The sequence below is a fragment of the Proteiniphilum sp. genome (assembly GCF_034927365.1).
GTDB lineage: Bacteria > Bacteroidota > Bacteroidia > Bacteroidales > Dysgonomonadaceae > Proteiniphilum.
In genome coordinates, this window is sequence record NZ_JAYFQD010000002.1 from 136,379 (window position 1) to 153,241 (window position 16,863).

The window sequence follows — 16,863 nt, forward strand, 5'->3', positions numbered from 1 at the left end:
GGGTTTTTCTTTTCCATAAACAACTTTGATTTAGGTAAGCCATACCTTCCAAACAAGTTAAAATATCACAATCGCTTTATTTTTGTTCAAAACAAAATATCTTTGTATCAATTACATCAAATTGAATAAGGTATGGACAGGCGTAAATTTATAAAAACAGGAATAGTAGCGGGCACTTTGATCGGAACAAATATCCGTAATGTCAGCTATGCGTTGCCCTATAATGTGGAAGAGACCAGCAACAGGAATAAAGAGCTCTATCTTGACACAAAAGTAAAGCTGGGAGCTACCGGCCTGACCGTCCCTTTGATGGCGATGGGATCCGGGACTTCGGGTTGGAACAACGCATCCAACCAAACCCGCATGGGAATGGAAGCGTTTGTGGGCCTGGCAAGAAATGCCTACAATCGGGGTATGAAATTTTTCGAGATGGCAGAATCCTACGGCTCTCATCCTTTCTTTGGAGAGGCGATGAAAGGCCTGCCACGCGAAGAGTTGACGCTCCTTACCAAAATAGCAAAGACCGACGGTGTTTCAGCAAGTGAAACCCGGAACAAGATCGATTCCTATCGCAAAGTGCTGGGAACCGATTATATCGATATTATCCTGATGCACTGCATGACATCAGGGGGATGGGCAGACAGCCGCCAGGGCGTGATGGAAGGATTATCCCGCGCCAAGGAAGAGGGTATTGTAAAAGCGGTCGGTATCTCTGCGCACAATTTAGAAGCACTTCAGGAAGCGGTCGAATCGTCGTGGGTAGACGTGATACTCGCCCGTATCAACCCGTTTCAGTCACATATGGACGGAACTCCCGAAACCATTAAAGAACTGTTAGGGATCGCCCGCAAAAAAGGAAAAGGTGTTATCGGCATGAAAATATTCGGCGAAGGCAGCCGCGTGAAAGATGAAGAACGCGAACAATCGCTGCGTTACGCCCTGACAGAGTCAAATATACACAGTATGACACTTGGTTTTCAAAGTATAGAGCAAATGAATGATGCTATTGAACGTGTCATACGCATACAAAAGGAAATTGTCCCACTCAAAAGACATACTTCGGGAAAGAGCAAATAGCTTTTCCCAAAAACGGCAGGCAGAGATAGCCGGAATGGATATCAGAATGGATAGCCAATAGCAAAATGAAAGGCAAAATCACGCCCGAAATTGGGCTTGAAAATTGTCCATCGACTACCTTCCGAAAGTGCAGGATTATGTGCTTTCATTCCACCATCAATCCTGATTAACAAGAAATTGAGGTCGAAACGCACACCAAGTCCATACGCCACCGCCAGTTCCTTATAGAAACTATTCCACTGAAACAGACCTCCGGGTTGTTCCACCGAATAATCCCTAATCGTCCATATATTCCCTGCATCGACAAAACCGGCCAGTTCAACTAGTTTAGTAAATTTATGCCGATACTCTACACTGAAATCGAGTTTGATATCGCCTACTCTACGGCCGTAATCGGAACCCAAGGTGTCACGACTATATGTCCCGGGACCCAAAGAACGGGTACTCCATCCTCTCACACTATTGGCTCCTCCACCAAAATAACGCTTTTCGAAAGGTAATACTTCGGAGTTTCCGAAAGGATTGGCTATACCCACTGCCGCATGTACTGCAATAGTGTTGTTCTCATCAAACGCATGCGATGCGGATATATCCAGATCACCCTTCACATACTCGGAATAAGGCAATTTGAAAAGTGTCTCGAACCCTTTGTCATTGAGTTGACCACCTCCCAGGCTGGTTACCAGTCGCGGCAGCCATCCCGCCAACTCAATCCCCATCCGTACCCGTAAGGGAATAACAGGCATACTCCGCCTTCCAATGCGGTTATAGTTAGTATAGGTGAGATTATACATGCTACGCACGATCAACAGTTCATCGTAACTATACCGCAAAATCGGGTTGGCCTCCTCACCAAGATAAAGTCTAATGAAATCATCACTTTTACGGGGCATCCTCACATAGGTCACACCCAACGGTTCCAGCATATGCTGAAAACGCCATTCATTGGATGCCCACTGAAAACGGGAGGAAAGATTAAAGAACTGACGCAGGTAATCGGGGCGGTTCTGGTAGTTAAGCCCTGCTGAAAATTCGGTCGATGCCGAAGGCTGATCACTGAGCCGCCTCATCAACCACGGAAGCATTAACTGTGGGATAGTGAGGGATGCCTCCCCCCCATATTCATAGTAACTATTGTCTATAAGGTTCAGACTATCAGAAGGAGTAATAAATTCATAAGCGGCTTTCAATTGAACACGGAATGTTTCCCCTCCTTTCAGGAAGTTACGGTGTTCATAGGTCACATTACCGGCCACACCGAGATCTCCTGCTGAATTGGTACCATCCACTCCAAACTGCGTGTAATGCAGATTTCCAGGGAAGAGGGTGACTCTCGAGTTGATAAAGGCCGTATCGTTCCGCATGACGGGAGTCAGGTTGATTGAGGACTGATTCACCGGTCCCATCCCGTTCAGAGAAGCATAGGTCCGTTCCACGATCCTGTCGGAGTAGAGCCGCCCGGGACGTAGGAAAGTATTATAATAGACAGCCCGTGGACGCAGAAAACGATCCTTTTCTGAGATGATCTGCATTCCCCGATATTCCACCGTATCCAATTGATTATGGCGGGTTGAGTCTTGCAAGAGAACAGGATCTACTCCGTTAATCACAGTTACGTTTCCTATATAGTGCCTGCGATGGTATGTCGTATCGGAAGGGTTATTCAGGGCAAGCGTCACATCCACCTGATTAGAGCCGACGGTAGTGTCGGCAATAAAATAGATGTTATCTTTCAAAAAATTATAGTATCCCCTGTTTCTCAGCATGGTCGTCATTCTTTCCCTACCCTCTTCCAACACGGCGAGATCAAAAATATCGCCCTCTTTCATTAATTCGAGGCGACGAGTCTGATGCAGAATATTATAGATAGTGGTATCGGCCGAGTGAATTGTATCCCTGAAATTACGGATACGATGTGGTTCGTTGCCCGTCACATTATAAGTTACATTAGCCTTCTTAGCTTTCTTTACCACAGAAGTATCCACCACCGCATTGAGGTAACCCTTATTTTTCATATGGAGACGGATCTGTTCCGCCGAAATCACGGTCAACTGTTCGTTATAAAGTACGGGAGGCTCACCGTATTTGAGGAATTGCCTGTTCATCCAGGTAGAGTTATCATTGGGAATATTGTACATCTGCAATTTCACTCTCCCCAGGAAGAGCATTGATGAATTAGGATTCTGACGTAAATAGGGCTTCAGGGATGTTGAACTGATACCCCTCACATCCGACTTGATATCGGTCTTATTGAGCAGATAACTCCCGTCAGGTACCTTCTTGGTCACATTACAGGCACCCAACAAGCATATCGACAATATTAGCGCTATATATTTTTTCATCATCAAATCACTCCTCCTCCTTCTTCCTGATCGGTCTAAGATCAAGCAAATCCCTCAACCTTTTTGCCTCCCGGGTAACCATAACGCCGGCCCCTTGCGTGTAGGGTGCACGACTATAAAACCGCTGGTTAGCCCGATTAAAAGCTCTCAACATAAGCCAGTTATTGAGATCATACTTTACTTCAAATTCACCCATAAATTGCTGATCACCAGCTAACATAGAAGCATCGCCATAGCTCAGGTTAGTATTAATTTGCAGTCTGTTGTTCATCAAACGGGCCGAAACATCCACTCCCATCCTCACGTTCTCGAGACTACCATCCACCGATTCCAGATTGGTACTGACCGACCAGTTATCCCTCAATGCACTGGCAAACAAGGCATCTAATCCTCTGGAGAGAGTACTCGCCGCAAACTTTGTAGCCATCGACGAACCGAAATTCAAATCCGGCGACCCTTCCGATGGCATAAAACTACCAGTGGTTACCAGATACACTACCTGAAGAATTTTCGTCTCTTCATTCGGCATAAAACTTTTTACACGCTGCTGCACGTCGTTGGAGCTTTCCGGCAATTCCACATCAAATTGCAGGTCCATCCCTTCCAGATTACCTCTGATCTGCAGTAATGCATTCACAGGGACCCGCGTATTGGTCAATTCAGTTTTAAAAGTAGTGCTGAGGGCTGACAGATCCGCCCTTACAGGCCGATAAGCAGTCACATTGAACTGCGTATTCATAGGATTACCTTCCATAGTGAGCCTGCTACCCTCCCGAATATTGAATTCTATGGTACGGAGACTCTGGAAATTATAATGAAATTTTCCGCTGTTAATTACATAATCTCCATAAAGGAGTACGGGAGGTGTAGATCTGGAATTAAAGTTCACATTCAATTCACCATCTCCACTCACCTCAAGCGCGTTACCGGTAGTCGGATCAAGTACCACAGCTGCTTCAAGCAACGGGGTCAGGTTCACGGTAATTCCCATTACAATGGGAATACCCTGAGGCGTGTTCGTGCCGGAATGTGTTTCAACATTCTCATTCTTACGTAGGAATGCGAGTGAATCGGGTTCTTTTGTTTTGCTATTCACATAAATTATACCACTGTATTCGGTTGCTTTCGCCGTTTGCGGAAGCACCACGGTTACATCCGACCGGCTTGAACTGGTCAGATTCCCATTACCAAATATACCAGAAGGAGAGCCTGTCACATTCAACTGCCCCGACAACTTCAGGTTACCGTAAGCCATCAGGTCGGTACGGTTTGCATTGTTCAACAACATGAAATCGTTAAGGCGAATACCCGCTTTATACACCATGCGACCAAAGTTGGTATGTGACAGATTCACATTCAGTAATGCGGTATGGTTATTCTGGTCACGTATCACCAGATCTTTCATTCCCACATTATCTTTGGTAATGTTTATCGTATCGGATATATAATAAGTCACGTTGGTAAATGCCACCTTCATCATCCCGTCATCTATACCAAGCCATCCTTCGGTCACGGGCTCGGAGGGTGTACCCGTAACGCGGATCTCCGAACTCAAACGTCCGCTCAGATCACTAAAGATACTCGCAGTAAGCGGCTTTATGGCTACCAACTTAAAATCAGCAATCTTCAGATTCACATTCATTGGGAAGGGACTGTTTTCCCCGGTAGGTATATATCCCTTGATCTCCAGGTTACGCTCTCCTCCTTTTTCGAGCCATGCATTCAGGTCAAGACCGGAAAGGAGATTATCCCAATTCCCCTCAATCCGTAACGTACCAATAGTATCTTCATGCACAGTGATATTCTCTACCCGAAGCGCTTCAGTCCGTATCATAGGGTTGTCGAGCGCCTGCCTTACGAAAATTTCACCATTGATGGAGCCGCTAAAATTAGTTACGTTAAAAGCATTAAGAATATTCGCTAATTCAGTATTATTAAAATAGATACGGATATTATCGGCTTCACTTTTAGAGGCGACACCATCTATTCCCAATAAGAGCATATTATCCTCACTCATTCCAAAATTGGAGATTACAATGCGATCTTTACTGTAAGCAATCGCAGCATCGTTAAAGTCGATCTGTTTATTGTTGAAAAGGATACTGGAAGGCGAGATACGGATATTTGCCGCCAATTGATCTTCATGGTCACGCAAGAAACCCGCCGTGATCATTATAGTCCCGTTGGAGTGGCTATTGTTTTGCTTCATATCAAAAGAGAGGTGGTTTATCAGTGAATCCAGAACGGCATCACTGTCTAACTTCACGTTGATATACCCATTCTTTTGTACAAGGTAGCTATTCACATCCAATCCTAAACCCGATATACGGTTGAGCAGGTTCAATCTGGTCTCCCGGATATCATTACTTCCCATTATCAACCGGGGAAGATAGGCATCAATCCGTAATGACTCATCGCTAGCCATATCCACATGTCCCGTAATGGAGGCCGGCTCTACGTTATAAAACGGTAATGAGAGGACATAGGAGATATCTTCCGTATTTTGTAGTTGGATATTGAACTGAAAATTATTATTCCCTAATTCGCTTTGTTGGCCTGGATTTTCCTGTTCCACGATCACTGAGGGGAGATGGGGATGGATTGCCCGCATCAATTCTGTCCCGATTGTAGAGAAATAATAATCGCCGGTGATAGTGGCTTCAAAAATAGAAGAGAGGAATTCCATTTTTTTCTGTCCCTGCTCATCGACCGATGCCTGCAGATAAATAGCACCGGGATTATAGAAGAAGTTGCTGTCGGCCAAAGAAATATTATCGAGCACTACCATACCTGTCAGGTCATCCAATGAACGTCCCGATAAATTTCCATCGATGTTTACTCTCAGGTAGGGATCTTTCCAACTCTCAATTGCGACGAATGGAGAGAGGTCGAGACGCTCCACATCTCCTTTCACATCAAATTCCATAGTTTCTCCAAAGGTGATATCGCCTGAAAGGTTGAATTGATTCCTTTCCGTATCGGAACGGATCTCCGCCACCACATTATTGCCGCTGTACAACCCTTCAAAAGAAACATTCGTGTATGGATAATCCCTGAAGGAAGTCGATTCTACACGGCCGTTGGCCACCACAGTGATCGCCGATTCACGCTGGATCGACAACTTGATATTACTGTTGATGGTAGTATTGCCTATACCGGCATTTTCACCTATAATATTGCCTATTTTTATATTATTGGCCCTGACGGGGCCCTCGAAAACAAGGTTTTTAAATTCATTACCTATCCTACCTGTACCGTTGAGCGTGATATCACCCTGTGCGGTAGTTGCCTTACCGTCATAGAGAAACTGTTTCAAACGGCCATCAGCTCTCATCCGCAGATTCATACCTCCCATCGCCAGCAACTGATCGGGGGAGATGTAGTCAGGGGCGCCGATGCGGATCAACGCCTGCAGGTCGTCCTGCGAAACAGAGAAATCCCGCAGATTCAGATGTAGTTCTCCGTTGTGGATATCACTGTAATCGGAGATCGATCCCGATAGATTAATTTCAGTATCGGCCCCGTACCGGAAAACCAGACTCTTCAACTCGGCTTGAGGTAATGTTCCCTCTCCACTGACTTCAAATGAGATCGGCTTATCAAGGTGACCAAATCGGGGCATGAAAATATTGATATCCCGCGGGTCGATCACATTACTTTCTGCAGTGATGGAAAAGAGTTTCGATGTCAACCCGTAAGCGGCATCCTCCACCTGAATACGTGATCCGTTCAATGATATCGTCACACCGTTCGTACTGAGTAAGGAATCCTCCCCTTTCATACTGGCTTTCAAATTATTGAGTATAAGTCCAGCATTCTTCTCTATGAAATTGAGATGACTCACTTCGGCCTTCATGTCATCTATACTCAAGAAATCCAGGCTTCCTTTGAAATTAAAGTCTTGCAGTTGTATATGATTGACATTGAATGTGTCCGGCGTTTCGGGGATCGAAAAGATATTATAATTTATCCCTCCGTTTTTGAGTATCACCTCATTGGCAGTGATACGCCACGTTTTTTTCTCCTTCTCCACCTTTACGGTATCCTCTTTGGCAAAAGCATCAATAATAAATTGGAAATTAAAAGGATCATCCGGCGAAGCACGATGCACATCCGCCCTGAAGTTCTCAATACCGGCCTTATGAACGGTGACCTTATTTCTCAGGAGATCGAGGGCATGTATACGGACTGCAATCTTACCTACATATAGTAACGTATCCTGTTGTAAGTCCTCTACATAGACTCCTTGGAGTTCCACGGTATTGAAAAGACGGATACGGATACTCTCCAGATTGACTTTGGTACCGATAATCGGTCTGATTTTATCCAATGCCACGTTAGCCATCCCCTTCTGCACTGCTGGAATGCTGAAAGCAATGAAAAGTATTACATTCAACAATATAATACTGATAATGACGATGGCGAATATGCGGACAATCTTAGCGAACAACCCAACGAATTATTATATGAGATTCTTTGATTTATTTAATGATGCAATAATACGAAAAAAAGAGAGTAAAAGTCCGCATCGTAGAGAGTTTTAACCAAAAATAGGCTTTTTGAATCTTATTCTACTTTTTTCCACAATAAAGAACTATCGCCATAACTCAAAAACCGGTAATCATTCTGCATTGCATAATCGTATATCTTATGCCAATCGTCGCCAACAAATGCAGAGATCAATAACAACAACGTACTTTGAGGTTGATGAAAATTGGTAATGATGGCATCGGGAAAATGGAACTCATATCCGGGTGCGATCATCAATTGAGTGGAAGAGATAAGACACTCCAGTCCATGTTCTTCAAGATAGTGGAGAATGTTTCGAAGAGCCTCCCTGGGAGCTATCTCTGCCGTATCTTCATACGGTTCCCATTGTCTTACACCTAACTCATCGGCAAGCAGTCCGGGATTGACTCCCAGTTTTCTCCCGATATAATAGAGACTCTCTACCGTACGCATGGAGGTCGTTCCCACCATTACTACTTTCCCCGAATGATGCAGCAGTTGTTCAATGGTTTCTTTCGGCACAGAGATGAATTCGGTATGCATTTCATGATCGGCAAGGGTATCACTTTTGACAGGTCTGAAAGTTCCGGCTCCTACATGGAGGGTGACTTCTGCCGTACGGATCCCTTTGGCGTGAAGCTTTTCCATCACCTCCCCCGTAAAGTGTAATCCTGCCGTAGGCGCGGCCACAGATCCTTCCAGACGGGAATAGACAGTCTGGTAGGTCTCATCGTCCTTCGCTTCGGATGGTCGGTTCAGGTAGGGAGGAATAGGCAATTTTCCTGCAATCTCCAACAATTCGGAGAAGTTGAATCCTGCGTTATCCCAGGAGAATTGCACAATAGTTTCATTTCCTGTCGTACTACTCTTTTCTGCCTTCAGATTCACCAGACCTCCATCAACAGAAAACTGCATCAGCAACGCTCCCTCTTTCCACCGTTTGGCGTTTCCGATCATGCATTGCCAGGAACATTGCCGGCGTTGCTGAAAATTCACTATATAATCGGCCGGATCTTGGGGCGAGAGGCAAAACAATTCGATCTGCGCACCGGTCTCCTTTCGGAACAACAGCCGTGCATGGATCACCCTGGTATTATTGAACAGGAGCAGGCTCCCTTTCGGAAGTAATTCCGGTAGCTCCCCAAACCGGGCAGTACTGATCTTCGTACCATCATACAACAATAACTTTGAAGCATCCCTTTGCTGGAGAGGATATTTCGCAATCCTATCGTCAGGGAGGTGATAATTATATTGTGATATTTGTAATTCTCTTATAGTTTCATTTTTCATCTGATTGCTTTTAAAATCCCATATCCTAAATCCTGCATCCTAGATCTAACATCCCGCATCTTACATTTTTTTACTATCAAAAAACTGATTTTTCGCAATAATTAATGCTTTTATTCCGCAAAATTAGTCAACTTTGCAACACGTAACAACAATAAAAGAGTCAAAACAAGCGTTTCCATCATAAAGTCGTACCGACAAATGAAATACTCTAACGCATTACAATGAATAAATTATCAACAGGGGATACAGTCCGATTCCTCAATACGGTAGGAGGAGGAATTGTAAAGGGTTTCCAGAACAAACAAGTAGTAATCGTCGAAGACGAACACGGTTTCGACGTACCGGTATTGATTTCGGAGTGTGTCGTGGTACAACCGGCCGGAAACGAAAAAATGTCGCAGTCGACAGAAGAAGAGGAGACACCTTACGTCACAGGCAGCCATGTCGCGAAACCTTCTCCAACAGACACAGGAAGGGAAGAAGAGAAGGAGCCCGAAGAAACCCCGGAAGGTGAAAAGATTACCGCATGCCTGGCATGGCTTCCCATGGATATAAAGAATCTGTCGTCCACTTCTTATGAGTGCTATTTCGTCAATGACAGCAACTATTATCTTTTTTTCAGTTATATGAACCGGGAAGGGGGATCAATGAAGATCCGTTACAGTGGTCTCGTCGAACCCAATACCAAAATATTTTTGGAAGAGATCCAAAAAGAGGAACTCAATGAGATAGAAAAGGTAACGGTGCAGTTTACAGCCTTCAAACGAAACAAGCCCTTCAGCCTGAAAGCACCCTGCTCGGTGGAATTGCGTATCGATACGGTGAAGTTCTACAAACTACATAGTTTTCATGAAAACGACTACTTCGAAGATAATGCGCTTACCTATTTCATCATGCGGGATGATATCCCGGAAGATAAGTTTCGGATTACTGTGGACGAACTGGAACAGGCCATAAAAGAGAAAAAACGACAAGACGACCGTCCACAAAAGGCACGAATAGAAAAACCCAGAAAAGAGACAGTAACCGAAGCTGATCTGCATATCAATCAACTGATCGATACTACAGCCGGAATGACCAATGCCGATATTCTGGAATATCAACTCAATAAATTCAACGAAGTGATGAATGAGCATATTCGTCATAAAAATCATAAGATTGTATTTATCCATGGAAAAGGAGATGGTGTACTCAGGAATGCCATCCTCAAAGAATTAAAAAAGAATTATTCCAAGTGTTCGTATCAGGATGCCTCTTTTCGTGAATACGGTTACGGGGCGACCATGGTGACTATTAAATAAAAAATGAAATTGATTATGAAAAAAGTGATCCTGCTCCTTAGTGTGGCCCTGCTGTTCAACAGTTGTGAAGTAATGAATAGAATCGGGGGCGCTTACCAGCTCTCACAAAGTGAATACCGTTACCGTTCGTTGGATAACATCCAGCTGGCGGGAATAAGCTTAGGCAATGCTTCCACTATTTCCGTATCCAAACTGGCATCCATCGCCACCGCTTTGGCCGGGGTAAACACAATGCAAAACATCCCCTTCACCATGACCCTCAATATGGATGTAACCAATCCGAATAAGAGTGCCGCTTTTCTGGATGCATTGGATTATGCCATACAGATCAATGATATGGAATTTGTGGAAGGGAAGATGGATATCCCCATTCGTATAGAACCGGGAGAAACCAAAGTGGTACCTATTCCTATCAGCGTAGACCTGAGAAATGTGATGAACCGATACTCCCAGCAACGGGTTGCAAACGAGATGAGCGCTTTCCTTGGAATCACACCCAACGAGACTTCGGTGACAGTAAAGCTATGGCCAAAAGTGACAGTAGGAAATACCCTTCTTAAATCGCCCGCGGCCATCCCTGTAGTATTCAACTTCGGTGGAAAAAAATAACGGGTCAGATAGGAAAATCAACGGTATAACCCGGATGCAAAGGGGCGGAAAATTATTTTCCCGCCTCTTTTATTTTGGAGCGTCTTCAAAGAGTATCCGTGCACGGCAGGCAGCTCCTTTTTCTTTTGTTTCAATCTGAAAAATATAATCATTCGGTTCTGTCTGTTGCCGGTACACTTCACCACTGTCGCCAAAGGTTATCTCCTTTAGAAAATTGATCTCGAAGCGACGGATATAATGCGTCCGGTAAAAATCAAGCGAAAAGCAATCCGAGACCCATTGTACATAATTCAGGCTATTGGTATGCGTATTGACATCGATATCACTGTATTTTACGGTGAAACTGTTGGCGACCTCGCCCTCCACATTGGCAATCCGGGCTGGTTCATCTACCGGTATACTTTCATGCACTACAAACTCCTGCATTGAAGGAATAGTATCTAACCGCACACTACGCCGTGTCCGCATGTCGATGATTGCCCACGAAGATTTGGCATGGCCGATCACTGTCCCGGAACCGTCCCTCAACCTGAAATTACGGGTAGTAAATGCCGTCCCCACGTGCTCGATCCAGGTCTCGACAGAAAGGGTATCCTGCTCGGTGGGAATACGCTCCATATCGACCACTAAGCGCGACAGCACCCAGGTGTAATGTTCCGTCTGCAACTCCAGCAAACCAAACCCATTTTCATCGGCATTCTTCCCTGCCGCGATCAACACCATATTGGTAAGCGACCTTAACGAAACCCGGCGGCGGAAATCGATGTCCTGGGCCTCTATATCGAATTTGTATATTTTCTTTGCACTCATTATTTTGTCAGTGATATTTGTTTCTCCGATCTTATCGTGATCTTTTTTATTGCCCACAAAGGTACAAAAAATTGGTGTGGGCCGGTTCCGTTGCCCAAAATGACTACGTAGTCGTCATTATCCGTACCGTTGTATGTCACTTCAAAGACAGCATAATTATCTTTAATAATCTGCTGTTGCGCAGAATATTTATCCCTGTAGTTTACGGTAATGTCATCTGCCAAACGGAATTTCCAACCCGAATTACAAATTCGGATGATAATTTAGCTTCGGATTGCAAATCCTCACATCGGAGGGCAATTTGCTAAAACCAATTTCTGTGCTTTCTGGCTGTAAAATCACTCCGCTATCGGCTGTTTTTATACGGTATAGCTTCGTGCCGTTTAAAGGACCATAAAATTGACAATGAAATATATAGGCGGAAAAAGGTTTTTGGAAGTACTTAAACTGAGAAAAAATACCATAATCATGGTATTGTGGGACTTGTTGTAAAGCCGTTACTTCACCCTTATAATCAATCACAACGATGAATCAAAAGGTTATATAAGATTTTCAAGACAATACGCATTTTCGACTAAGGCGGCTATCGGGTCTTTTGTATATCAAATATCTGTCTGGACTGCCTCTAAAAAATAAAGCGATGAGTAAAATAAATTTTGAAACTGCGGGAGAACAAACCCGTGCCATTCATGCTGGCGAAACGCCGGAAGCAGGAGTCAAATCATCGGCTCCCGACATTGTCATGTCAACTACCTTTCTGGCTGATCCCAATACCGGTTTTTCCGCAGAAGCGCAAGACGAAAATACCGCCTGGGTTTACACGCGCTGGGGCAATCCCACCATCCATCAGTTGGAAGAAAAACTGGCCGTATTGGAACAGGGAGAAACCGCAGTCGCTTTTGCAAGCGGTATGGGAGCTATTACCGCTTTGCTTTTTCACACGTTGAAAGCCGGAGACCATCTGCTGATAAGCGACGTGACGTATGCCGCCCTGACCGAAATGGTGAACGAGTACATCCCCAAATTGAATATTGAAGTGACTAAAGTAGACACTTCGGATTTGGAGTTGGTGCGCCGGGCTGTTCAACCAAACACCAAACTTATTTATATAGAAACGCCCTGCAATCCTTTGTTGCGATTAACAGATATTGAAGCAGTGGCACAAATAGCCCGTTCGGCAGACGCAAAATTAGCCGTGGATTCCACATTTGCCACACCCTTAGCTACTCGACCTTTATCACTGGGAGCCGATTTTGTCATTCATTCACTGACAAAATATCTCGGTGGGCATGGCGATGCGCTGGGAGGAGCTATTATCGGTTCTAACGCTAATTTGGCGGCTTTACGTAAAAAAACGGCTTTACGGTTGGGCGGAATTCTCAGTCCGTTCAACGCGTGGCTGATTATGCGAGGCTTAGCCACATTTCCCATCAGGATGCGGGCGCACGAGGAAAATGCGCTGAAAGTAGCCGTCTTTCTGGAACAACATCCCAAAATAAAACGAGTGTTGTATCCGGGACTTCCCTCGCATCCGCAGTATAAGCTGGCAAAACGTCAAATGCGCAACTTTTCCGGGATGATCACTTTTCAGATAGAAAACGGGGCTGCAAAAGTAAGTCCATTTGCCGAAAGCCTCAATCTTATCCATTACGCCGTCTCGCTGGGACACCATCGCACGTTGGTCTTCTACCTTGGGAGCAAGGATTTATTGGAAACGACGTTTCATTTCGATACGGCAGCACAGAAAGAGTCATGGAACCGGTTTGCGGGAGAAGGCCTTTTCCGTTTGTCGGTTGGATTGGAAGATGCCAACGACGTGATTGCAGATTTGGCACAAGCGTTGGAGAAAATTTAATTCACATTTGTGTCCACCAAAAATTGGGGACGAAATAAACTGAATTAAGTTGACTCTTTTTTCTATTTATATTTTAATTAAACGCAGTAACATTATGTTTTTCCAGTAAATATGTATTTTTGTTAGAAATCAATAACTCAAAAAATATTGTATAAATGGAACGAAGAAATTTTATCCAGTTCGCGGGGGCGGCGGCTTTAGCATCAACTGCTGCCGGTTTATTTAATAGTTGCGCATCTTCCGTCGGACTAAAGCCGGGCGAAATCTTGCATACGGTTATTTTCGACTTGAAGCATGCGGTCGACTCTCCCGAAGCTACGAAGTTTATATCCGACGCATACCGGATACTTACAGCTGTGCCTGGCGTTCGTGATTTTCAGGCATACAAACAATGTAGTCCAAAAAATGACTTTCAATATGGCTTCTTGATGACATTCAACAACCAACAGGAATTTGACGCCTATACCGCCCATCCGGATCATTCCAAGTTCGTAGAAGAACGTTGGAACACTGAAGTCACACGCTTTCAAGAATCAGATTTCATTCAAATTTGACAGAGAGCACCTCCTTGTATGTGTGTTGGATAAGCCCGAGGGCAGTGCATATCCTCCAGACACCCGCCCATCAACGATACGCGGCCCGTTAGCTGTCATGCGTTGAAGCAGGATTAGGAAAAAGAGAGTTTTGCATACTGAAATTGTCGTATATTTGTACAAAGTAAAGGAAAAAATTATGGCAAAAATTACAGCAAGCAACACAGAAATTGTATTTTACAAAAAAGACCAGGAGGATTATATTTCCCTCACAGATATTGCCAAAATTAGAGACGGCGAGAATCCAGCGCAAATAATCAGTTTGTGGTTAAGAACTTACAGCACAATCGACTATATTGGATTGTGGGAAAGACTGAACAATCCAGATTTTAAACCCCACATTTATGAGGGGTTTAAAAGTGAATCAGCAAAACCTCATTTTTGGATGTCGCCTCAAAAATGGATAACCGAAACAAATACAATCGGTATGGTTTCAAAATCAGGGCGATATGATGGTGGAACATACGCTAAGCGCCGGACCGTTGGTGGCAATTTTACAACTACATCCGACCAAATGACATCACATTAAATTCAAAATGAAAAAATATCTGTTCATTATCTTGTGTTTGATACACTACTTCGCTTCGGCACAAGTTGATAAAAATTCAGAACTGTACCAAACAATTATTTCAAAAGACAGTTTGTTATTTACTGTTGGCTTTAATACCTGTGATGTCAGTCAGTTTGAAAACCTGACAAGCGAAGATTTTGAATTTTTACACGACAAAGACGGCATTTCGGATAAAAAGAAATTTATAAATGACCTGAAAAACGGCTTGTGTGGAAATCCTGATAATTATCAGGCAAGACGAGAATTGGTCAAAGAAAGCACCAAAATATTTGCCCTATATCAAGAGGGAAAAATCTACGGAGCAATACAGGAAGGCGTTCATCAGTTTTTTGAAAAACAGACAGGACAAGAGGAGCGTTTTGGCAGTTCGGCAAGGTTTACCCACGTTTGGCTGATAGAAAATAGCGAGTGGAAACTTGCCAAGTCGTACAGTTATGAGCATTTGCCCGAAATGGTAACCCGCTCATCACTCTTTGACAACGAAGCGAAAATCGAAAAATGGCTGAAAGAAAACAAAGTCCCCACACTTGGTATCGGAATTATTGAAAACGGGAAACTTAATCAGATTAAGGTTTTCGGGGAATTGTCGAGCGGAATATCCGCTCCTTACAATACTATTTTTAATGTGGCTTCCGTAACCAAACCTGTAACGGCGTTGGTCGCTTTAAAGCTGGTTGAACAGGGACAGCTTGATTTGGACGAGCCGCTTTATAAGTATTGGACAGACCCTGATATTGCCAAAGACCCAAGACACAAAAAGCTGACAGTACGATTGGTTTTGAGTCACCAGACGGGATTCAAAAACTGGCGTTGGCTAAGTGATGATGAAAAACTCGGTTTTGATTTTGATCCTGCAACAGCTTACCAATATTCGGGAGAAGGTTATGAATATCTGCGAAAAGCGTTGGAAAATAAGTTCAAAAAATCTTTACAACAATTAGCCGAAGAGTTGATTTTCAGTCCGTTGAAAATGAGCGATACACGCTATATTTGGGATAAAAATGTAGATAATTCGAGATATGCCTTAAACTTCGACCAAAACGGAAAGGCTTACGAAACCGTAAAGAACACCACTCCTAATAGTGCCGATGATTTGCTGACAACCATTGAAGATTACGGGAATTTATTGGTAAGCATAATGAACAGAAATTTGATTTCTGAAAAGACTTTTAAGGAAATGGCAACTCCGCAGACAGCAAGTGAAAAAAGCAAACATTTTGGGCTGGGCTTTGAGATTTATGATTTCGGAAACGGAGAATATGCTTTGGCACACGGAGGTGCAGATTTTGGCGTTCGTGCGATGGTGTTCATACTTCCCAAAACCAAACAGGGATTGCTGATTTTTACCAATTCCGATACAGGTGGAAATCTATATGAAACTTTAGTGAAACACTATCTTGGCAAATACGGACAAAAGATTATTGATGTGGAAACAAAGTGAAAACTGCCACCAACATCGTATTGGCAATAGTCATGATTATGGTAAAAGCGCAAAATGAAGCGTACATCATTCACATTTCGGTTTCAGAGATTTTGTTACAATTTCCGTTAATCGGGATACTTCCGGTATGAATATCTTCCCGATCTTTGTTGCATAATTAAAAGGGAAAGAAATGCAAACCATATTAGGAGCCAATGGTCAGATTGGCGAAGAACTCGCAAGAGCATTAAAAAGAAATTTCACGTCAGACATCAGGATTGTAAGCCGTGGAGCAAAAAAAGTGAACGATACCGACGAAGTCTTTTCAGCGGATCTATCCATCAAGGAAAAAGCCATCGAGGCAGTGGAAGGCAGTGAGATTGCCTATTTCACATTGGGATTGCCCATCAGTTCGGATCTGTGGGAAAAGCAGTTTCCGCTTATTGTAAGAAATGTGATTGATGCCTGCAAGATAAACAGGACAAA

Annotated in this window: 13 protein-coding genes; 8 read left to right on the forward strand and 5 right to left on the reverse strand. The window is 43.8% G+C overall.

The window, feature by feature from the left end; all coding sequences use genetic code 11:
- Positions 1-132 precede the first annotated feature (132 nt).
- On the forward strand, positions 133-1,077 hold the full coding sequence (locus VB073_RS01145; RefSeq protein ID WP_323402302.1) for an aldo/keto reductase: 945 nt from the start codon (positions 133-135) through the stop codon (positions 1,075-1,077).
- 41 nt (positions 1,078-1,118) lie between these two features.
- Here the strand turns inward: VB073_RS01145 and VB073_RS01150 are convergent, their stop codons facing one another.
- The 3 genes from VB073_RS01150 to VB073_RS01160 form a co-directional block, all read right to left on the reverse strand.
- Positions 1,119-3,422, reverse strand: a complete 2,304-nt coding sequence (locus VB073_RS01150; RefSeq protein ID WP_323402303.1) for a BamA/TamA family outer membrane protein — start codon at positions 3,420-3,422, stop codon at positions 1,119-1,121.
- A 4-nt stretch (positions 3,423-3,426) separates the two neighbouring features.
- The gene (locus VB073_RS01155; RefSeq protein ID WP_323402304.1) at positions 3,427-7,869 is read right to left on the reverse strand and encodes a translocation/assembly module TamB domain-containing protein; all 4,443 of its coding nucleotides are present in this window, start codon (positions 7,867-7,869) and stop codon (positions 3,427-3,429) included.
- A gap of 116 nt (positions 7,870-7,985) precedes the next feature.
- Positions 7,986-9,218 (reverse strand): S-adenosylmethionine:tRNA ribosyltransferase-isomerase, encoded by a 1,233-nt coding sequence (locus tag VB073_RS01160; protein WP_323402305.1) that lies wholly within the window; start codon positions 9,216-9,218, stop codon positions 7,986-7,988.
- Between the two features lie 221 nt (positions 9,219-9,439).
- On the opposite strand from VB073_RS01160, the gene VB073_RS01165 reads away from it, so the two are divergent.
- Complete coding sequence (locus VB073_RS01165) at positions 9,440-10,519, forward strand: DUF2027 domain-containing protein (RefSeq protein WP_323402306.1); 1,080 nt, start codon at positions 9,440-9,442, stop codon at positions 10,517-10,519.
- A gap of 15 nt (positions 10,520-10,534) precedes the next feature.
- Positions 10,535-11,128, forward strand: coding sequence for an LEA type 2 family protein (locus VB073_RS01170; protein WP_323402307.1), 594 nt, complete (start codon positions 10,535-10,537; stop codon positions 11,126-11,128).
- A 69-nt stretch (positions 11,129-11,197) separates the two neighbouring features.
- Here the strand turns inward: VB073_RS01170 and VB073_RS01175 are convergent, their stop codons facing one another.
- Positions 11,198-11,938 carry an acyl-[acyl-carrier-protein] thioesterase gene (locus VB073_RS01175; protein WP_323402308.1) on the reverse strand — a complete coding sequence of 247 codons (741 nt, stop codon included), beginning with the start codon at positions 11,936-11,938 and terminating at the stop codon, positions 11,198-11,200.
- Complete coding sequence (locus VB073_RS01180; RefSeq protein WP_323402309.1) at positions 11,938-12,162, reverse strand: hypothetical protein; 225 nt, start codon at positions 12,160-12,162, stop codon at positions 11,938-11,940. Before VB073_RS01180 ends, VB073_RS01175 begins: the two co-directional genes overlap by 1 nt.
- 416 nt (positions 12,163-12,578) lie before the next feature.
- On the opposite strand from VB073_RS01180, the gene VB073_RS01185 reads away from it, so the two are divergent.
- The 5 genes from VB073_RS01185 to VB073_RS01205 all read left to right on the forward strand — a co-directional run.
- The gene (locus tag VB073_RS01185; protein ID WP_323402310.1) at positions 12,579-13,793 is read left to right on the forward strand and encodes a PLP-dependent aspartate aminotransferase family protein; all 1,215 of its coding nucleotides are present in this window, start codon (positions 12,579-12,581) and stop codon (positions 13,791-13,793) included.
- Between the two features lie 155 nt (positions 13,794-13,948).
- Entirely contained in the window at positions 13,949-14,347 is a 399-nt protein-coding gene (locus VB073_RS01190) for a Dabb family protein (protein WP_323402311.1), read from the forward strand.
- 178 nt (positions 14,348-14,525) lie between these two features.
- Entirely contained in the window at positions 14,526-14,915 is a 390-nt protein-coding gene (locus VB073_RS01195; RefSeq protein ID WP_323402312.1) for a KilA-N domain-containing protein, read from the forward strand.
- A 7-nt stretch (positions 14,916-14,922) separates the two neighbouring features.
- A complete protein-coding gene (locus tag VB073_RS01200; protein WP_323402313.1) occupies positions 14,923-16,398 on the forward strand; it encodes a serine hydrolase in 1,476 nt (491 codons plus the stop codon).
- A 172-nt stretch (positions 16,399-16,570) separates the two neighbouring features.
- Positions 16,571-16,863: NAD(P)H-binding protein (locus tag VB073_RS01205; protein WP_323402314.1), on the forward strand; the 293-nt coding region annotated here is incomplete at its 3' end.